Annotated in this window: 15 protein-coding genes; 3 read left to right on the forward strand and 12 right to left on the reverse strand. The window is 48.3% G+C overall.

From position 1 onward, the window contains the following. Positions 1 to 96: 96 nt before the first annotated feature. Entirely contained in the window at positions 97 to 3,021 is a 2,925-nt protein-coding gene (locus OEZ43_18175) for a S8 family serine peptidase (protein MDH5547512.1), read from the forward strand. Between the two features lie 127 nt (positions 3,022 to 3,148). Further along, entirely contained in the window at positions 3,149 to 3,526 is a 378-nt protein-coding gene (locus tag OEZ43_18180) for a response regulator (protein MDH5547513.1), read from the forward strand. A 20-nt stretch (positions 3,527 to 3,546) separates the two neighbouring features. Here the strand turns inward: OEZ43_18180 and OEZ43_18185 are convergent, their stop codons facing one another. The 5 genes from OEZ43_18185 to OEZ43_18205 all read right to left on the reverse strand — a co-directional run bounded on the left by OEZ43_18185 (position 3,547) and on the right by OEZ43_18205 (position 8,238). After that, positions 3,547 to 4,158 carry a hypothetical protein gene (locus OEZ43_18185; protein ID MDH5547514.1) on the reverse strand — a complete coding sequence of 204 codons (612 nt, stop codon included), beginning with the start codon at positions 4,156 to 4,158 and terminating at the stop codon, positions 3,547 to 3,549. A gap of 72 nt (positions 4,159 to 4,230) precedes the next feature. Then, a complete protein-coding gene (locus OEZ43_18190) occupies positions 4,231 to 5,151 on the reverse strand; it encodes a LysR substrate-binding domain-containing protein (protein MDH5547515.1) in 921 nt (306 codons plus the stop codon). Between the two features lie 242 nt (positions 5,152 to 5,393). Continuing rightward, complete coding sequence (locus OEZ43_18195; protein MDH5547516.1) at positions 5,394 to 5,855, reverse strand: rhodanese-like domain-containing protein; 462 nt, start codon at positions 5,853 to 5,855, stop codon at positions 5,394 to 5,396. A gap of 14 nt (positions 5,856 to 5,869) precedes the next feature. Next, positions 5,870 to 6,550, reverse strand: coding sequence for a response regulator transcription factor (locus OEZ43_18200; GenBank protein MDH5547517.1), 681 nt, complete (start codon positions 6,548 to 6,550; stop codon positions 5,870 to 5,872). Beyond that, positions 6,547 to 8,238, reverse strand: coding sequence for a histidine kinase (locus OEZ43_18205; GenBank protein MDH5547518.1), 1,692 nt, complete (start codon positions 8,236 to 8,238; stop codon positions 6,547 to 6,549). The genes OEZ43_18200 and OEZ43_18205 overlap by 4 nt, the downstream gene beginning before the upstream one ends. 249 nt (positions 8,239 to 8,487) lie before the next feature. On the opposite strand from OEZ43_18205, the gene OEZ43_18210 reads away from it, so the two are divergent. Further along, positions 8,488 to 9,000: a chemotaxis protein CheX gene (locus tag OEZ43_18210; protein ID MDH5547519.1), complete on the forward strand. Its 513-nt coding sequence runs from the start codon at positions 8,488 to 8,490 to the stop codon at positions 8,998 to 9,000. Between the two features lie 63 nt (positions 9,001 to 9,063). On the opposite strand, the gene OEZ43_18215 is transcribed toward OEZ43_18210, so the two are convergent. Genes OEZ43_18215 through OEZ43_18245 form a run of 7 tightly spaced genes read right to left on the reverse strand, consistent with a single transcriptional unit; the run spans position 9,064 to position 17,279 of the window. Next, positions 9,064 to 10,509 (reverse strand): NAD(P)/FAD-dependent oxidoreductase, encoded by a 1,446-nt coding sequence (locus OEZ43_18215; GenBank protein ID MDH5547520.1) that lies wholly within the window; start codon positions 10,507 to 10,509, stop codon positions 9,064 to 9,066. After that, positions 10,481 to 11,908: a hydrogenobyrinic acid a,c-diamide synthase (glutamine-hydrolyzing) gene (gene cobB / locus OEZ43_18220; protein MDH5547521.1), complete on the reverse strand. Its 1,428-nt coding sequence runs from the start codon at positions 11,906 to 11,908 to the stop codon at positions 10,481 to 10,483. The genes OEZ43_18215 and cobB overlap by 29 nt, the downstream gene beginning before the upstream one ends. Before the next feature lies 1 nt (position 11,909). Continuing rightward, a complete protein-coding gene (locus OEZ43_18225; protein MDH5547522.1) occupies positions 11,910 to 12,914 on the reverse strand; it encodes a glycosyl transferase family protein in 1,005 nt (334 codons plus the stop codon). A gap of 33 nt (positions 12,915 to 12,947) precedes the next feature. Continuing rightward, positions 12,948 to 14,156 (reverse strand): polysulfide reductase NrfD, encoded by a 1,209-nt coding sequence (nrfD, locus tag OEZ43_18230; protein ID MDH5547523.1) that lies wholly within the window; start codon positions 14,154 to 14,156, stop codon positions 12,948 to 12,950. A 3-nt stretch (positions 14,157 to 14,159) separates the two neighbouring features. Continuing rightward, positions 14,160 to 14,903 (reverse strand): 4Fe-4S dicluster domain-containing protein, encoded by a 744-nt coding sequence (locus OEZ43_18235; GenBank protein ID MDH5547524.1) that lies wholly within the window; start codon positions 14,901 to 14,903, stop codon positions 14,160 to 14,162. Positions 14,904 to 14,905: 2 nt separating this feature from the next. Then, a complete protein-coding gene (locus OEZ43_18240; protein MDH5547525.1) occupies positions 14,906 to 15,322 on the reverse strand; it encodes an Hdr-like menaquinol oxidoreductase cytochrome c subunit in 417 nt (138 codons plus the stop codon). Between the two features lie 13 nt (positions 15,323 to 15,335). Next, a complete protein-coding gene (locus OEZ43_18245) occupies positions 15,336 to 17,279 on the reverse strand; it encodes an NAD(P)-binding protein (protein ID MDH5547526.1) in 1,944 nt (647 codons plus the stop codon). Between the last annotated feature and the right edge of the window lie 16 nt (positions 17,280 to 17,295).

A 17,295-nucleotide genomic window follows, 5' to 3' on the forward strand; every position in this document is an offset into this window, starting at 1 on the left:
AAAAAATAAATAGGCACAGCTGAGCCTGCGCGTTCGGACACAATAGCTACAACGCAGATACAGTTTTTGTCGATAGATACACGTTGGGAAGGGAAAATGCCGATTGGGTACATTCGTATCACCGTAGTGGCGATGCTGATGTTTTGCTTCGCGATGCCGCTTGCTGCCATGCAGGGGCAGACGGTGCTATTGCCTACAGCCGCCAGTGATGGCTTTATCGTCAAATTCAAATCCACCTCTTCTCGAGCCAGCCAGCAGAATACCCTAGCCACCGCCGGACTAAAGACAGTAGAGCGTTTTGCACTCACAAGTGGATTGAGCTTCGTCCAAACCGTCACCGGGCAAAACAAGACAAATGCGCTGTCCACGCTCCAACAAAATCCCGCAATCGAATACGTCGAGCCGAACTATCTGGTCCAAGTTGAGGTCGTTCCAAATGACCCGGACTTCAATAGACAATACGGACTCAGCAATAGTGGCCAGAACGGCGGCGCCCGCAACGCGGATATCAGTGCGCCCGAAGCTTGGGATCTTACGACTGGCGAAGGGGCATTAATCGCTGTGGTCGATACGGGTGTCGACTATAACCACCCAGATCTGAGCTCAAACATTTGGATTAACAATGGCGAGGTGCCCAATAACGGCATTGATGATGATCACAATGGTTATGTTGATGACATCAGGGGGTGGGATTTTGCGAATAGCGACAATGACCCGATGGATGACCATGGCCATGGTACTCACGTATCCGGAATAATTGCGGCTCAGGGCAATAATGGTACCGGTGTCGCAGGTGTGAATTGGAAAGCCAGTATCATGGCATTGAAATTCATGGACGGTACGGGCATTGGATCGACTGTAAACGCTATTCGCGCAATCAATTATGCTGTGGCCATGGGTGCTCGCGTTTCGAATAATAGCTGGGGTGGAGCAGGCTATAGTCAGGCGCTTTATGACACTATTCAGGCAGCCGCGCAAAAAGGTCATCTCGTTGTGGCCGCTTCAGGAAACGACGGTGTTAATAATGATGACCCCAACACGCCGCATTATCCGTCAGGCTACAATCTGAACAACATCATTTCAGTCGCGGCAACCGACTCATCGGACAATCGTGCAATATTCTCTAATTTCGGGGCTACTACTGTGGACCTGGGGGCACCTGGGGTAAGAATTTACAGTACTTTGCCGGGACGCAGTTACCAGTTTATGGATGGTACTTCTATGGCGGCTCCTTTTGTTACAGGTGTCGCAGGATTGATTATCTCCCGTTTGCCGGACATCAATATCGATACTTTGGTCAATGCCATCATCAACAATACGGATCCTGTTTCATCAATGACGGGAATTACCACGACCGGAGGCAGGTTAAACGCGTTTAAGGCGCTGTCCAGCGTCACCGCAGATATCAAAATCTCTCCAAATACCGCTAATGTCGGAATAAACGATACGTTGCAATTTTCTGCTCAGGGCGGGACAGCTCCTTATCAGTGGAGCGTAAACAATACGGCACTAGCACAGATTGATAGTCGCGGGTTCTTTCGTGCACTTAGTGCAGGAAAGGTACAGGTAAATGTAATTGATGCCAGTGGTTTTCGTTCAAATACAGGTGATATCGTCATTAGTGATATCAATATCAGCCCGAATAACGCGGATCTGATCGTCGGCGAAGTGCTGCAGTTTTCTGTAAGTGGCGGTATCGCGCCCTATGAGTGGCAAACTCCACCCAACGGCATCGGCAGTATCGATAGAATAACAGGTTTATTCTCCGCCTTGTCGTCAGGTGTAACGGAAGTTAGTGTTAGAGACAGCACCGGTATCTCAAAAAGCAGTGGCAGCATCCGTATCGTCGATATTCAGCCACTGATGATATCTCCAATGAGAGCCGATCTCATGCCCGGAGAAACCCTGGCTTTCCGAGTCAGCGGCGGTACTGCGCCATATACATGGTCGGTATCGGATAATCTGATCGCTTCTATCGACAATGCCGGGGTGTTAATTGCAAATCAAGCCGGGGCAGTCACCGTAACCGTTACCGATTTAAGCGGCAATAGCGTTACTAGCAATGCAATTAACATAAGCGAATTAGCCATCGTTGCGGACAATACCACCGTGCGCATAAACGAGACAGTAAACCTTATCGTCAAAGGTGGTAAGCCGCCATATCAATGGCGAGTAACAAATTCAAATATCGCCAATGTCGACGCGGAAGGAATTCTTACTGCGGTCAATCCCGGATCGATACGCGTTACGATTATGGATGCGAACGGCAACATAGGGCGCTCCCAGGTGATTCTGATTACCAATAGTGCAGCTCTAAACGTTTTTGTTCGCGACAATGTAATTTCAGTGAACGGAACAACAACCATAAAAGTATCTGGTGGTACACCGCCTTATAACTGGACAAACAGCAATCCTTCCGTGGTGCGTGTGGACGAAAACACTGGAACCGTTACCGGATTAAGAACCGGGAACGCAGTTATCTCAGTCACAGATAGTACTGGGGTAATGGTCGCTTCAGACACGCTCGAAGTCAGAGCTGTGTTTCTAACCCCGGCGAATAGTAATATAGAAGTCGGGCAGACGGTTAGCTACAGCGTTAGCGGAGGCGTAGCGCCATATCGCTGGGAAGTGAGCAACACCGGTATTGCCTCCATTGATAGCACAGGCCTGCTCAGAGGCATCGCTACAGGGGCGGTAACGGTAAACGTATTCGACCGTGATAATGTGAAGATGTCGGCGACTGTGACCGTAGTCGCAGCAGGAAGTGGTGGAGCTATTCATCCTTTGGATATACGTCCTTTTACTGCAGTTCTCTCTAGACGCTCTCAAAGCGAATTGTTATTTACCGCGACCGGTGGCACAGCGCCCTATCGTTTTTCGCTAACTAATACGACGGTTGGAAAGATTAACGCCTCTACAGGTGCCTATATTCCATTTTCTGATGCTCCTGGAGAGACTAGGATAGTAGTCACGGATGCTGATGGTCACGTTGCCGAAAGCGGTATTATTTCAGTTCAATAGCGTTGAAGTTCAAGCATCTGTCACGGTTTTTCATACTGTGACATGAGTCTCATTTTGGCCACTTTGCCTGTTCCTGATTTTTTGCCGACCGATAACACTAATACACCGGATTTTCTCAGGAAGATTTATGTTTAAAGTGCTGTTAGTCGAAGACAACCATATCAACCAGATGGTTGCCTCAAAAATCCTGCGCAAAACCGGCATGCACGTAGATATCGCTACGAATGGATTAGAAGCGTTGGACTTGATCAAAACAAACGACTACCAGCTGATTTTGATGGACTGCCATATGCCGAAAATGGATGGCTTTGAGGCAACAAAGAAAATTCGTGCGATGGGGCTAGACATGCCGGTTATAGCCCTGACAGCCTCGACTGACCAGGAAACACGAGAGCTGTGTTTCAAAGCAGGTATGAATGAGTTCATCAGTAAACCGGTACGAACTTTGGCTTTGACCGAACGGGTCGCTTATTGGCTCAGCCATCAAATGACGAAAATCGGATAAATCTTTTCTAAAAAACGACCTTAAGGGCTTTTAACAAACACTCGCGCACTTAGCCCTGTCGCAATTTCAACTGGACGCGTCGCTTCCGTTTCACCATCAAATTGATCGGTTAATAATCCTAAATGCAGTTTTTCATCAGAGATTTGGTAAACATCGAAGTAGACCATCTTCACATTATGGGGTAGGTAAGTAATATTTACTGCCTTGTCAATTTCGTATTTGACCTCAGTTCCGTAAAGATACTGCAAGTCTTCTGTTCCACCAGTGGAATGAGCTATTGCTTCTAATCGCTTGAAACTAAAATCGATGGGTTGCATCACGGGTTCTGGAGCGAGAGAGGTATCGATAGAAAAGTTACCCTGCATTCGCAAACTCCACATGCGATTGGGTTGGAGGCAATCATTTTTATTAAATTTTTCATCAATGCGAATCGCCTGATCTTTGAAAAATGTGTACGTAGTTCGCTTGGATACAGTCGCGAGTGAGCCGGTAACGCTACCCTGGCGGCCGTTTGCGCATGCCCCTTCCCATACCGCATGTATAGGAAATTCGGTGGGTTCCTCCTGAGGAAGTCGAGAACAGGCCAAAGGAATAATCAGCAAGCTAAGAACGATTCGAAATGCAACGGTCATGGGTCAAACGGATAGTTACTTCTGAAAGGGCATTATACTTGCGATCTCCCGTTGCTGGAAGACACTACTTATCTATGGAAATACGATATGGACCGTGTTCGGCAAATGATCGGCGATTACCTTGCACAGCGCCTGTAGGGCCTGTTTTCGTGGAAAACTACGGCGTGTTACAAGTGAGATTCTACGCGATGCGTTACGTATAGAGAGCTGCTGGGCGACGACGCCACTTCCTGTTGTCCACGAGGCCTGCATTGCAAGCGCGGGAACAACAGTTAGACCAAATCCAGCACGTACCATCTGGATGAGAGTTTCCAGACTAGCCGCGCGTAAATCGGCAAAGTCGCCACCTCGCGTTCTGTCTTCCATATGAAACATCGCCATGGCCTGATCAGCAAGGCAATGGCCTTCAGCGAGCAACAGAATATTTTCCCCTTTCAGATCACGGGCGGTGATTTTGTCGCTGGTATAGAATGCGTGCTTACGTGGATATGCGATCCAGAATGGCTCGTCAAAAAGCGCCGTGGTATCGAATTCCTGGTCATCCACATCGGTTGCAAGCAATGCTGCGTCTATCTCGTGATTCCTAAGGCGCTCAAGTAGAACATCTGTGAGTTCTTCTGACAGCACAAGTTTTAGTTGAGGAAACTGTTGTTGCAAAGGCGAGATGATTAACGGTATTAGATAGGGACTGAGTGTTGGAATTGCGCCTATGCGCAACGGCCCAGCCAATGGATCCTGGTGGGCCATTGCCAGCTGCTGCATTGCGTCGACTTTTTCCATGATCTCACGGGCGTGACGCAATAATAATTCACCGATAGGGGTAATCTCTACGGATCGATTGGTGCGTTCAAACAATATTGCACCTAACTCCTCTTCCAATTTTTTCAATTGACCACTTAATGTTGGTTGACTTACAAAACAACGTTGCGCAGCTTTACCAAAATGACGATAGTCAGCAACGGCAATGAAGTATTGTAGATCTCGTATATTCATTTTGTGTCTGTCTGTAAGTGTGTTTGGAGGCTTTTCCAAAAGGGATATAGCAGATTTTGCCGATGAATCACAGCCTGGGAGTAGAGCGTAACGGTTTTGTTTTGGTGACTGTCTCCTTGAGTTTATTGAGAGGGGAGAGGGAAATGAGATGGTATTAGCGCGTGTCGTGCCAGTGAGGATGGCGCAAGCACTTGGTGAATTAGGGGCACGAAAGAAGAGGAATGGAGGTAATCCAATCGCACTTATGGACCCAATTGTTCCTTGCTCACCTTGGAGGCAAAAAAGTCGTCGGCGAAATCTTCATCCACGGCATTACCTGCATCATCTTCGAGTGGTTGTTCGTAGTCATTCCAGCCTCGTAGTCCGGTTTGTAGTGACAACACATGCTTATAGCCCATCTGTTGCATAGTTTGTGCTGCGAAAAGACTACGGTTTCCTGAGCGGCAGACGACAATTATTTCCTCTTCTCGTGCGCGAACCAGAGCTGGGATAGTGTCATCAAATCCCCATTCACACGCAGTTTCGAGTACGCCACGAGGGACGCAGATGGAACCGTTGATGCGCATGGCTGCAAACTCATGTGGTTCTCTAACATCGAGTATTAAAGGCTTTTCACCGCTTTCTATTTTACTGGCGAGATCCCAGGGGAAAATCTCCTTTACCGTTTTACGGCATTCATCAAGCAGTTCTGAGTATCGTTTCATCAAGTTACCACGGCTTAATTCAATGTCTGTTGCTGCTTGCCTAGACCATGTTCCACAGCAATAACGGCGGCCTCGACGCGCGAATGTACGTTAAGTTTGCGCAAAATCGACTTTACGTGTAGTTTCACGGTGCCGTCGGTAATGCCAAGATTGCGCGCGATCACTTTATTGCTTCCGCCTTCAGCGATCTGAGTCAGAATTTCACGTTCGCGTGGCGTCAAGTCACTGAGCTTATCCTGGCTGTCCGGTTTATTGATGTTTCCTTGAACCACACGAGCCAAAGTAGCAGTGAGATCCTGGGCGACGACGGTTTCTCCTTGCATGATAGAATGTAAGGCATCGATCAATTCATCAGGCTCCATATCCTTTAGCAGATATCCGTTCGCTCCACATTGGAGTGCCTCGGCAATATCGGTGTCCTCGCGGCTAGTCGTCAGCATCACGATTGGCATCTTCAAATTGAGCTTGCGCAATTGGGTCAATACTTTCAGCCCACTTGTATTGGGCATGCGAATATCGAGCAACACAATGTCTGGACTCAGGGCTTTTGCCATATCCAAGCCACTATCGGCATCGCCAAATGAACCGATGACATCAATTCCTCTGGTAGCCAGCAGACCCTCTAATCCGGCTCGAAAAAGTGAATGATCATCAATGAGCAGCACACGTATGTTCTTTTCTGTTTCTATTGTCATTGGGAAAATCTTTGTACTATCGGTGTAATTTCTTCTGGTTCAGTATCTTCAATGAATAAGGAGTTAGCAGCCTCACTATAGTGAAAAGGCGAGCTCTTGAAACTCAGTTCCACGCGTGTTCCCTCGCCGTCTTCGCTGTCGATAGAGAGTTCACCATTGAGCAGTTTACAGCGTTCCTGCATGATATTGATACCAATATGTTTACCAGCACGGTTTCGATTGCGCTTGGATTTGATGCCTACGCCATCGTCCTCAATCAAAACTGACCAGTTACCATTGTTTGATGCTTTAACCAGCACGCGCGCATGATGCGCCTGGCTGTGTTTTCGGATATTGCTCAATGCCTCCTGAACGATATGCAGGACTTGAACCTCGTTGCTTGGATGTAAAGACTGACCGTTGATCTCGTTTTGAAAAAATACGGATATATTGTTTTCCCTTTCGAAACTTCTTACGCATTCCTCTATCGCAGGTACAAGTCCACGTTCATCCATGCGCGTGCGGAAATGCCCAAGCAATTCACGCAATTCCTCGTTTGCCTTATCCAGGCCTTGATACAGGTTTTGAATTTCTTCCTGCATGTCTTTGTGTCGTTCTCGATGGTGATTTTTATCCAAAACGCTAACCTGCATCTTCAAACTGGCCAGCGTCTGTGCAAGCGAATCGTGTAATTCGTGAGATAGTAGGGTTCTTTCTTCCATTAGTGACAGTCGATGGGCGCGTTTTTCAAGTCGTGACTTTGCAATTGCAACGCCGAGATGTTTACCTATGCTACTAAGCAACCCATTGGCTTCGTCCTGACCACTAAAGCTATTACCGGTAACGTAAAGATTATAAATACCTAGAGTTTCGCCTCGATACTGTAAAGGTATCGCTATGACTTTCTGGCCACGGCCAAATGATTGAAACCGAGTTGATTCTTGACAATGTGTAATTTCACGGCACTCCATACGGCCATGAAGGACAGCTTTACCGCATGAACATGCATCCAAAGCGATCAAGTGTTCTCGCGAGAGCGTTTGCTCATCCAGGCCGATACTCGCAATCATGCGCAGCATTCCGTCGTCAGTCAATAAGCGTACACATGCGGCATCTGCTTTGGCAATGTTCAACATGGTGTGCATAAAACGCGTGAGCAGCTCTTCCAGATTGTGTGCGTTATTGATGCAGGAAGCGACGTCATATAACGTTTCCAACGACTGGTTTTTTAGTTTGACGCGTTCTGTTTGTTCCATCACCTGGTCTTGCATATGTTTTGTCAAGGCACGCAGTGATTCACTCAAGGTATTGATGTCGCCGGCCAGCTCAACGAATTCTTCCGGTCCAGTTTCAGGAATACGCGCGGCTAGATTGCCACCACGCATACGCATGGCCCAGTGACGCAGGTGCGTTAGGGGGACCAGGAGATTATGTTCAGTTCGTACGACGGCGATATAAAGCTGAACAAGGCTGAATAGCAACAAAGCGATTGCAGTGGATGCGAAATAAACCAGGTATTCCGGCATTGCGATGATTGCAGCAAAGGCACTGACACTCAGCAACATTGAAAGTGTGATTGTAAAAAAGGGAAAGCTGAGCCCGGCACTTTTCAGGGCGCCACGGGACTTATAATTCCACTGGCTGGCTGGGCGTATAAGCCATTTTCCTAAACTATTGGCTAAACTGAGTTTTCCGCTAGAACTACTCAAAGATGTATACCCCTGTGCGGTGAAAACCTTATTTATTATCGTTCACTAAGCGGATTTATATATGAAAGGTTCAAGCAATACAAGGAAACGCTAATGCAGCATCGTCAAGATGTCTTGAGAAGATGCTTAACTAATTGAAAAAATAGATAATAGTCGTGTTTCTCGATAAATGCCATAGTATTTACCAAAAATTTAGGGGTGTATTTTGCCTAAACATAGGACGAAATATAGAAAACGGATAAAACGGTTTTGATCATTCGAAGAGCGATGGAAAAACAGCTGACAGAAGCGGTATTGGCCGCAATCAAAAATGTTATTAAGACGATGCTTCAACAGGAAGCAACTCATACCGAGCCGTATGTAAAAAAGAAGCCGATCGCATTCGGCGAAGTCTCAAGTTATATCTATCTTGTGGACGAGCACAACAAGTATTCCGTAGCAGTTTCTTTTCCCCACGATGTCATCCGGTTAATAGCCAGGAAGATGTTGCCTCCGAATACGGTGTTAACTGGCGAGGTCATTAAAGACCTGACCCAGGAAATGGCTAATATGTTCGCCGGTGGTGCCAAATCAAGTTTGGAGGATGCGGGAATAAAGCTGCAAATGTCTTTACCTCGGCTCATCGCAGGCAAGAATCACATTATTAAACATGTTTCGGAAACAGGAATTCTCATGATTCCGTTGATGTGTGATTTTGGCCCCTTTTTCGTAGAAATATGTAAAGCACAGCAAAAACAAAACGAGGTGAAAGCCGCTGGTTGATGGTGAATTCCCTACCGAATACATTTTTTGTTTGATAGTGCAAATTTAACAATGTGTGCTTTTTCAACGATGAATGGCGTAGATTCCAGGTCTGAAAATATCGTCTTCCGTATTGTTAAACGCGGCCACGTAGCGTCCGATGGCATTTTCGAGTTCTTCGCTCCAGGACGGGTGGGCATAGCTCATGTCGGTGAAGAACCATAGACCTCGGTTGGACTGGCAGGCGGCGGTCAGTGTGTGGACCATTTCTCCTGCTTGAGGGCCGACTATGGTGCCACCAAGCAACTGGCCTGTCTCGTCGTCATGTACAACTTCAATATATCCTTCAAGATCCTTGCTTGTTTTGGCTTTGGTTGATCCTGCCAGATTGATGCGAGCCACTTCCACTTCAAATCCTGCCTGTTCGGCTCGGTCTTCAGTGAGACCTACACTGGCAATTTGCAAGGCTGTATCGATGACCATAGGGACGCGATTATAGTTAAACTTTTGGCTGTTGCCGTTTATCGCATTATTTGCGGCAATCTTTGCATCATGAAATGCACCGTTGGCGGTCATTGGGCCGTGTTTTACATCACCGATCGCGTAAACACCTTTGCAGCTAGTCTCCAGATATTCATTGGTCTGAATAAATCCATCTGGATGAAGATGAATCCCCGCAGCATCTAGATTCAAAGATTCAACATTTGGTACGCGCCCGACTGCGACGAGTACTTTTTCAAAACGCAGACACTGCCCATCATTCAACGTGACCTCGACACCACCTGCTTCGACCCGAGAGGATGAAACCTGGGTATTTTTGATATAGGCAATTCCCAGGCGTTTAAACTTTCGTTCGAGGGTCTGGCTGGCGCGTTCATTAATGCAAGGTTTGTTAAGTAGACGCTCCGATTGTTCGACAATGCTTACCTTGCAGCCAAACTGATGTAAGGCATAGGCCAGTTCGCAACTGACAGTGCCGCCTCCGACAAACAGCATTGATGTCGGCATTGTGTCCAGTTTAAACATAAAGTCCGTGGTGTTGAGAATATGTTCACCATCTCTTGGGCAACAATTCAATTCCTTCGGCCTGCCACCGGTGGCAATTACTATTTTATCTGCGGTATACACTGTCGTGATATTATCTTTGACGACTTTAAGAGTGTGCTCGTCTACGAAACTAGCGCTACCTTCGTGTAGTTTAATACCAAGCTGTTTTAACCAGGGTATGAGGGTGGCACGGATACCGGCTATGGTTTCATTTTTGTGTTTAATCGCCGCACTGAAATCGCCGCTTATCTGGCCGGAAATTCCGTGTCCGGCATAACTGCTGAAATCTCGTAGTAGCTTTGCAATTCGAACGAGTGCATCTTTGGGAACGCAGCCCTGGTTAAGACAGGTACCGCCGGGAAGTGATTTTTCAATAATCGCGACTTTTGCACCGTACATGGAAGCTGTCACCGCCGCTTTGTAACCGGCCGGGCCGCTTCCGATGATCAAGAGATCATAATGATTGGTGTCGTTGGTCGGCATTGTTTGCGTGTCTTTTTGCAGACCCTCCTTTGTGTTTGCGTACGAACTGAACAAAGCGCGATGCCCAGCGATTATGTTCGCTGTCGCGCAAATGGGTATAACTGGCAAAGGTGTTTTTGTAAATCACGCCGTCATGAGCGCCATCGACACCAAATCCTCGCATCATTTTGTAACCGAAACGGATGTCTTCATCGATGTTTTCGGCCTTGGAATAGTGAAACTCGTGAGCACAATAGACAGCATTGTTTTCTGTGCGATTGTCTTGCCACGGAAAGTCTTCGCTCTCGGAAACGCGTACATAACCACGACCCTGTGGTTTGTCGTACATCACGGTATCAAGGCCGAGTGCACCGCACATCTCATGGCTCTCGTCGCGCCATTTGAGTACGCGTGACAAATACATCAGTCCACCACATTCTGCATAGACAGGCATACCGTCTTCGATTTCACGTCGAATCTGTTGCTTCAATTCGCGATTGGCGGCAAGTTGCTTCGCTTGTGTTTCCGGAAATCCACCACCGATAAATAAGCCGTCGACTTCTGGCAAACTACGATCATGTAGCGCATCAAAAAATACCAGTTCGGCACCTGCCGCTTGCAGGGCCTCGAGATCGTTGGGGTAATAAAAGCCAAACGCCGCATCTCGTGCGACACCAATACGCACATCGGTCTTGGCATTGCTGACGAGCTTGAGATATTTCCCCGTATCCACATCTGGGGCGAGGGCAGCGATCTCCATCAGGCGTCCGAGATCCACCTGATCACCCACGTGCGATGCGATGCGCTGTATGGTTTCCGTGGATAATCGTGACTCGTTGCTTGGAATCAGTCCAAGATGACGTTCGTCGATATTCAAATCTGCGTGTTCATGCACCGCACCTATGACCGGAACGTCAGTATAGTGCTCTATAACCGCTCTCAGCTTGCCCTCATGGCGTTTACCGCCGAGCTTGTTCAAGATGACACCTGCGATATTGACCCGCTCATCGAAGGCCTGGTAGCCCAGAATCAGAGGGGCGATACCTCGCGTCATGCCCTTGGCCGAAATCACCAGCACCACCGGGGCCTTGAGCAGGCGGGCGAGGGCGGCGTTGCTATTGCGTCCTTCCAGGTCCAGGCCGTCGTACAGGCCTTTGTTACCCTCGATAATACCGATATCCGCACCGGCCATGTAACGGCGAAATGTTCCGCGTAACTCTTCTTTGCCCATGGTGTGGTAGTCGAGGTTATAACAGTTACGGCCGCTGGCCTGCGCCAGCCACATCGGGTCGATATAATCGGGGCCTTTTTTGAAGGGTTGTACGATCTTGCCTTGTGCCTGAAGGGCGGCGCACAAGCCCATGGAAATCGTGGTCTTGCCTGACGATTTATGGGCGGCAGAGATCAGTACATGTGACATTTCAGGCCGCCGCGACGAAGCGATTTAGCGGGCGATTTTTCCACATCGTTTCCGCCATTTGTTGTGCTTCAGACTGATCCTTTGCCTTGCCCATGAGTTTGAGAATGATGGCTACGGTACCAGTGACTGAAGCGATGCCATATTCGTCGTCCTGTTTGCCTTCCCACACCTCGCGCAAACGCGCGATGTCCATTTCTTCGTCGCGCAGGTGTCGTGGACCAGAAAACAGTGGCCCCCAATCTTCCTCGGACAATTCGCCGTCATGAACCGACTTTACGCGAGTGGTGTTATCAGGATTGCGCTCTATCTCGCCACCTTCACCTTTCAACACCGCCATATGTTGCTCGCCGATTAACTGCGCTGCTACCTGGTGTGTATCGCTATAGGTAGGGTGAAATATACCTTGTATGAGATAGGGTGCTTTATATGGATTGAACATGCGCGCGACAGTATGAACCGGTGAGCGCAAACCTAGTAGCGGACGCATCTGGATAATGTCATGCATGAGCCCGGACATCACTTCCAATGGAATGTATGCGAAGTTATTGGCTTCAATCTGTTGATTAGCCATTTCGTAACTTTCACATACAGGAAGGCCAAGCAATTTGAGCGTATCGCGTGTGTATACGCGGCCTTCGGTATGTCCCTCGGTGCCGTGCATTAAAACTCGAATACCGTTAGAGGCTAGCAACAAGGCAGACAAAATAAACCACGGCAACTGGCGACGTTTGCCGGCATATGATGACCAATCAAGATCTATCTGAGTGTGATTCGACGGGACATTGAAGCTGTCTCTACACGCCTGAACAAATCCTGCGATTTCTTCCGGTGTTTCCTCTTTGACGCGCAATAGCATGAGAAAAGCACCCAACTGCAGGTCTTCGACCTCGCCCTTGAGTATCATGTTCATGGAGTCGTAGGCCTCTTGCTGGGTGAGGCCGCGAGAGCCCTTGCGTCCCTTACCCAGGATGCGAACGTAGGGCGCGAATGGATGTTCTTCGTACATATTGTGTGGCACTCCTGTTCGTGCCGCCAGGCATTAACCTTTGTGATGCGGGTTTGCTGCGGCGTCCGATAAATCAGCGGGCAGGAATTTTAGCAATTTCACGCCTATGCTCACAATCAGACCGGCAATTGCGACGCCACCAATTCCGAGCAGAGTTTCAGGCAAACTTGGAGAATAGCTGCCAACAACACCGTCAAAGAAACTGCTAGAGATGTTGTACTCTGGGAAAATTTCCAAAGGTACCGCTTGGCCGCCAATGATGATGACATACATTTGCGCAATTCCGCCGATCAACACAAGCACTGCGGCGTATCCCAGTGACTTTGCCGATTCTTTCAATTGTGGACTATAAATGATTGCGAGAGGAATCAGGCTGCCTAGGACAATTTGCACGCCCCAGAACAATAACGTGTAGATTCCACCATCACGTAGTATAAACGCCTCTACGTCGCCGTGTTCTGCAGCATATAAGTTCGTCAGGTGATATATGGACACCATCAGTAGTACGCCGGCAATGAAAACGCCGAGTAATCTGCGTAGACGACCCAATACATAATTACCTAAAGGACGTCCGCTCCATTTGTATGAGGCCATGAGTACGAGTACGAATACCGCTAGACCGAATGAGAAAGACATAACGATAAACATCGGTGCCATGATCGCTGCATCATAGGCCTGGCGTGCAACCAGAAAACCAAAGATGGAACCAGTACCTGTGGTCAGTATCAGCCGCCAAACAAAGGCAACGAGACCGGCGGTCTTACTGTGCTTCTTGTATTGACCTTCCATCATCATCCACAAATAGACGAAGACGATGGCCATAAAACCGTTGTAGAGAATAATGTTCCAGGCGAATATCGATTTGAAATTGTAGTGAGTCATGGCGACGATGAGTCGATCGGGACGACCGAGATCGAGTACCAGAACAATCAAACCACCGGCAAGCAATGCCATGGCTAAAAGCCCGGATAAAGGCGCCAGAGGTTTATAGGCTGTTTTACCAAATACTGAAGAGATCGAGGCAACATTGAGCGCGCCAGACGCAGCGACAATCAGGAATACAGCAAATACGTGTGGCATGCCCCAGACGATCTGGTTATTCATACCGGTAACAATGTGGCCGTTGTGTTCCATGTAGTAGGCGGAACCTAAGCCTAACAAAAGCAAGGCAGCCAAAGCGCCTATCAGAAAAAAGTACTCTCCGCTCTTACCTTCGATTTCCAGGAAATTAACTTTCTTCATCCCTTATATGCCTTCGTATCTGACACCAGTGTTGAGTTTCAAATCCGCACGTACCTGACGTGAGGGGTATTCTTTTAAACGCTTGCTGATCGCGCTGTTCGGATCATTCAGATCACCAAACATGATGGCTTGTTCTTTACAGCTTTCGACACAAGCCGGCATTTCGCCTTTGTCGACACGATGGACACACATCGTACAACTTTCGACAGTACCCATACCGCGCGGCATGTAAGCGTCTTCGTGATCCACAATTTCGTGTACAAATGAACGTGCCTTGTAAGGGCAGGCCATCATGCAATAACGGCAGCCGATACAGATATGTTTGTCGACGAGAACGATACCATCGGCACGTTTCATAGACGCGCCAGTCGGGCAAACATCCACACAAGGTGGTTCGGCGCAATGTTGACACATCATAGGCAGTGAAGCCTGGTGACCGGTGGTCTTATGTGTCAGGTTGACTTTGCGTATCCATTGCGGCTTTTGTGCTAGTGGAGCGGTGTCATTTGCCCAGCCGTTTTCTTTGGCGCAGGCAGAAACACAATCATCACAACCGGTTTTGCATTTATTGGAATCGATTAACATGCCCCAGCGAACATCTCGCGATGCTGCTTCAGAAGGAGAACGGGCCTGTGCGACCTCGAACATCATTACGCCGGGAGCGAGGGTCACCCCGGCAGCCGCTGCACTGACCGCGAGAAAACGACGGCGTTGCAAATTAGGGCTTTGTTCGTCAGATGTACTCATGCCTATGGATTCCTCTGACTGACTTGTTGTTGAGGTTTAGAGTTGTGGCAACCAAAACAATCGATCTTGACTGCCGCATAACTATGACAACTATTACAAAAATGTTTTTCACTTTTGACACTAACAAACGTACCGTCACTGTCTTTCACGGCGTGGCATGAGAGACAGCCTTGTAGGCTATGCTTTACTGTGCGTATACCTTCGCGCAAGGTATCGTCGCGTTGGTGCTTGAGTAATTCCATATGATTACGACGCATGAAACCCGTCTCTTCGACACATTGTTCGCCCTTAATGGCTTTCGGCACATCAGGCTTAGGCACATCTGCTTGAACCAAAGAAACAGAGAATGCGGCAAGCAGCAACGCGCTTATGAGGTAGGGGTATAACCGCAATTGCTTCTTAACCGCATTCTGTTTCATTTTTGAACCCCTATTACTCACCAAGACCCATATCGATGTAACCAGTAGGGCACACATCGGCACAGATATGACATCCGATACAACGGTTGTAGTCGGTGTAAACATAACGACCAGTGGTCGATTGTTTTCTTGGCGTCTTCTTGACCGCATCCTGAGGGCAGTAGACAACGCAGTTGTCACACTCGAAGCACATACCACAGCTCATGCAACGTTCTGCTTCTTTCTTGGCATCTTCTTCAGTTAAACAAACGATACGTTCCTTGAAGTGACCCAAGACTTCGTCAGCGTGTACGTCTTTGTGATCACGTAGTACGCGCGGCGTAAAAGCAAAGTGACCAAGGAACAGTTTGTTCGATTTGATGACTTCTTTCTCTGAACGGTCTTCATAATTGTGTACGGCGAAGTCCATATCGGAAGTACCGCGAACTTCTCCTGGCGTGTAGTCGCTAGGCGCCAATTCGGTTTCACGCAACTTGGCGAGCAGATTGAAATGATGAACATCAACTTTAGGACGCTTATCAAATTCGGAAACGCCGCTCAGGTAATCGTTAATACTATCGACAGCAATTGATGCTTGACCGATTGCTGTAGTTAGTAGGTGAGGGCGGATGATATCGCCAGCCACGAAGTGGCCTTTCTTGCCTTTAACCTGATAGTTGCCATCGGCATCAATCAAACCACGGCCGTTATTTAGCTCGTCGATACCCTCGAATTCACCGGTCTGACCGATGGCTGCAACAATCAGCTCAGCCTCAAGTACACGTTCGGTTCCTTCTATTTTTTTATGGGTTTTTTCATCAAAATCGGCAACTTTTAGACCAATCGCACGACCGTCGTCACCGAGTACTACTTCGACAGGGTCAACACAACCAACGATTTCCACACCTTCACGCAGCGCGTCTTGTACCTCATGCTCTGCTGCAGTCATGTTGCTGACCGGGTGACGTGAGATCAACGTAACATCGGCACCTTGTTTGTTGGCAGCTGAGACAACATCTTGAGCTGTGTGACCAAGTACAACGTACTCAGGACGCTGCTTCGGATCTTTCGGCGTAATGTTACCGATACGACGGGCAACAGAGGCAACGTCAATAGACGTATCACCACCACCTACAACCACAACCTTACCAGTTACGTGATCAAGTCGGCCTTCGTTAAACGCAGAGAGGAAGGCAACACCTGTAATACAGTTGTCAGCCTCTGCACCGGGAATAGGCAGAGGACGACCTGCTTGTGCGCCGAGCGCCCATAGTACCGCATCAAATTCTTTCTCAACATCGGCCATGGATACATCTTTACCGACGCGGACGTTAAGACGAGTTTCGACGCCCATCTCCAAAATACGGTTGATTTCGCCATCGAGTACATCACGTGGTGTACGATAGCCAGGAATGCCGTAACGCATCATGCCACCGAGTTCTGAGTGGTCGTCGAAAATGGTAGCACCGTGACCTAAACGACGCAGTTGGTAAGCCGCTGCGAGACCAGCAGGGCCGCCACCGATAATAGCCACTTTCTTACCCGTGTCCGCACCCGGGGCGTCAAATTTGAAGCCTTCAGTTAGCGCGGTGTCACCAATATACTGCTCAACAGCGTTAATGCCGACATAGTCTTCAACCTCGTTACGGTTACAGCCGTCCTGACATGGCGCAGGACATACGCGACCCATAATAGAAGGGAAGGGATTGGCATTGGTTGAACGACGGAAGGCATATTCTTGCATGCTCACGTCTTTGGGGGGCTTTTCCATACCGCGAACGATATCTAACCAACCACGAATATCTTCACCCGCGGGACAACTGCCCTGGCAAGGCGGTGTACGGTGAACATAGGTAGGACACTTGTGTGACCAGCCCGCTTGAAATATATGCTCGTCCCATGCTTCTGGCTCAAAATCGCCATCCTCATAGCGACGGAAGGTCAACTTGTGGTTTACATCGTTTTTAGAAACTGCCATGCCTTTTCTCCCAGTC

This window comes from Gammaproteobacteria bacterium (assembly GCA_029881255.1).
Lineage (GTDB): Bacteria > Pseudomonadota > Gammaproteobacteria > S012-40 > S012-40 > JAOUMY01.

Coding starts and splice junctions, on each gene's coding strand:
- OEZ43_18175 (MDH5547512.1), top strand. CDS start 97: ATGCCGATTGGGTACATTCGTATCACCGTAGTGGCGATGCTGATGTTT.
- OEZ43_18180 (MDH5547513.1), top strand. CDS start 3,149: ATGTTTAAAGTGCTGTTAGTCGAAGACAACCATATCAACCAGATGGTT.
- OEZ43_18185 (MDH5547514.1), bottom strand. CDS start 4,158: ATGACCGTTGCATTTCGAATCGTTCTTAGCTTGCTGATTATTCCTTTG.
- OEZ43_18190 (MDH5547515.1), bottom strand. CDS start 5,151: ATGAATATACGAGATCTACAATACTTCATTGCCGTTGCTGACTATCGT.
- OEZ43_18195 (MDH5547516.1), bottom strand. CDS start 5,855: ATGAAACGATACTCAGAACTGCTTGATGAATGCCGTAAAACGGTAAAG.
- OEZ43_18200 (MDH5547517.1), bottom strand. CDS start 6,550: ATGACAATAGAAACAGAAAAGAACATACGTGTGCTGCTCATTGATGAT.
- OEZ43_18215 (MDH5547520.1), bottom strand. CDS start 10,509: ATGCCGACCAACGACACCAATCATTATGATCTCTTGATCATCGGAAGC.
- cobB (MDH5547521.1), bottom strand. CDS start 11,908: ATGTCACATGTACTGATCTCTGCCGCCCATAAATCGTCAGGCAAGACC.
- OEZ43_18225 (MDH5547522.1), bottom strand. CDS start 12,914: ATGTACGAAGAACATCCATTCGCGCCCTACGTTCGCATCCTGGGTAAG.
- nrfD (MDH5547523.1), bottom strand. CDS start 14,156: ATGAAGAAAGTTAATTTCCTGGAAATCGAAGGTAAGAGCGGAGAGTAC.
- OEZ43_18235 (MDH5547524.1), bottom strand. CDS start 14,903: ATGAGTACATCTGACGAACAAAGCCCTAATTTGCAACGCCGTCGTTTT.
- OEZ43_18240 (MDH5547525.1), bottom strand. CDS start 15,322: ATGAAACAGAATGCGGTTAAGAAGCAATTGCGGTTATACCCCTACCTC.
- OEZ43_18245 (MDH5547526.1), bottom strand. CDS start 17,279: ATGGCAGTTTCTAAAAACGATGTAAACCACAAGTTGACCTTCCGTCGC.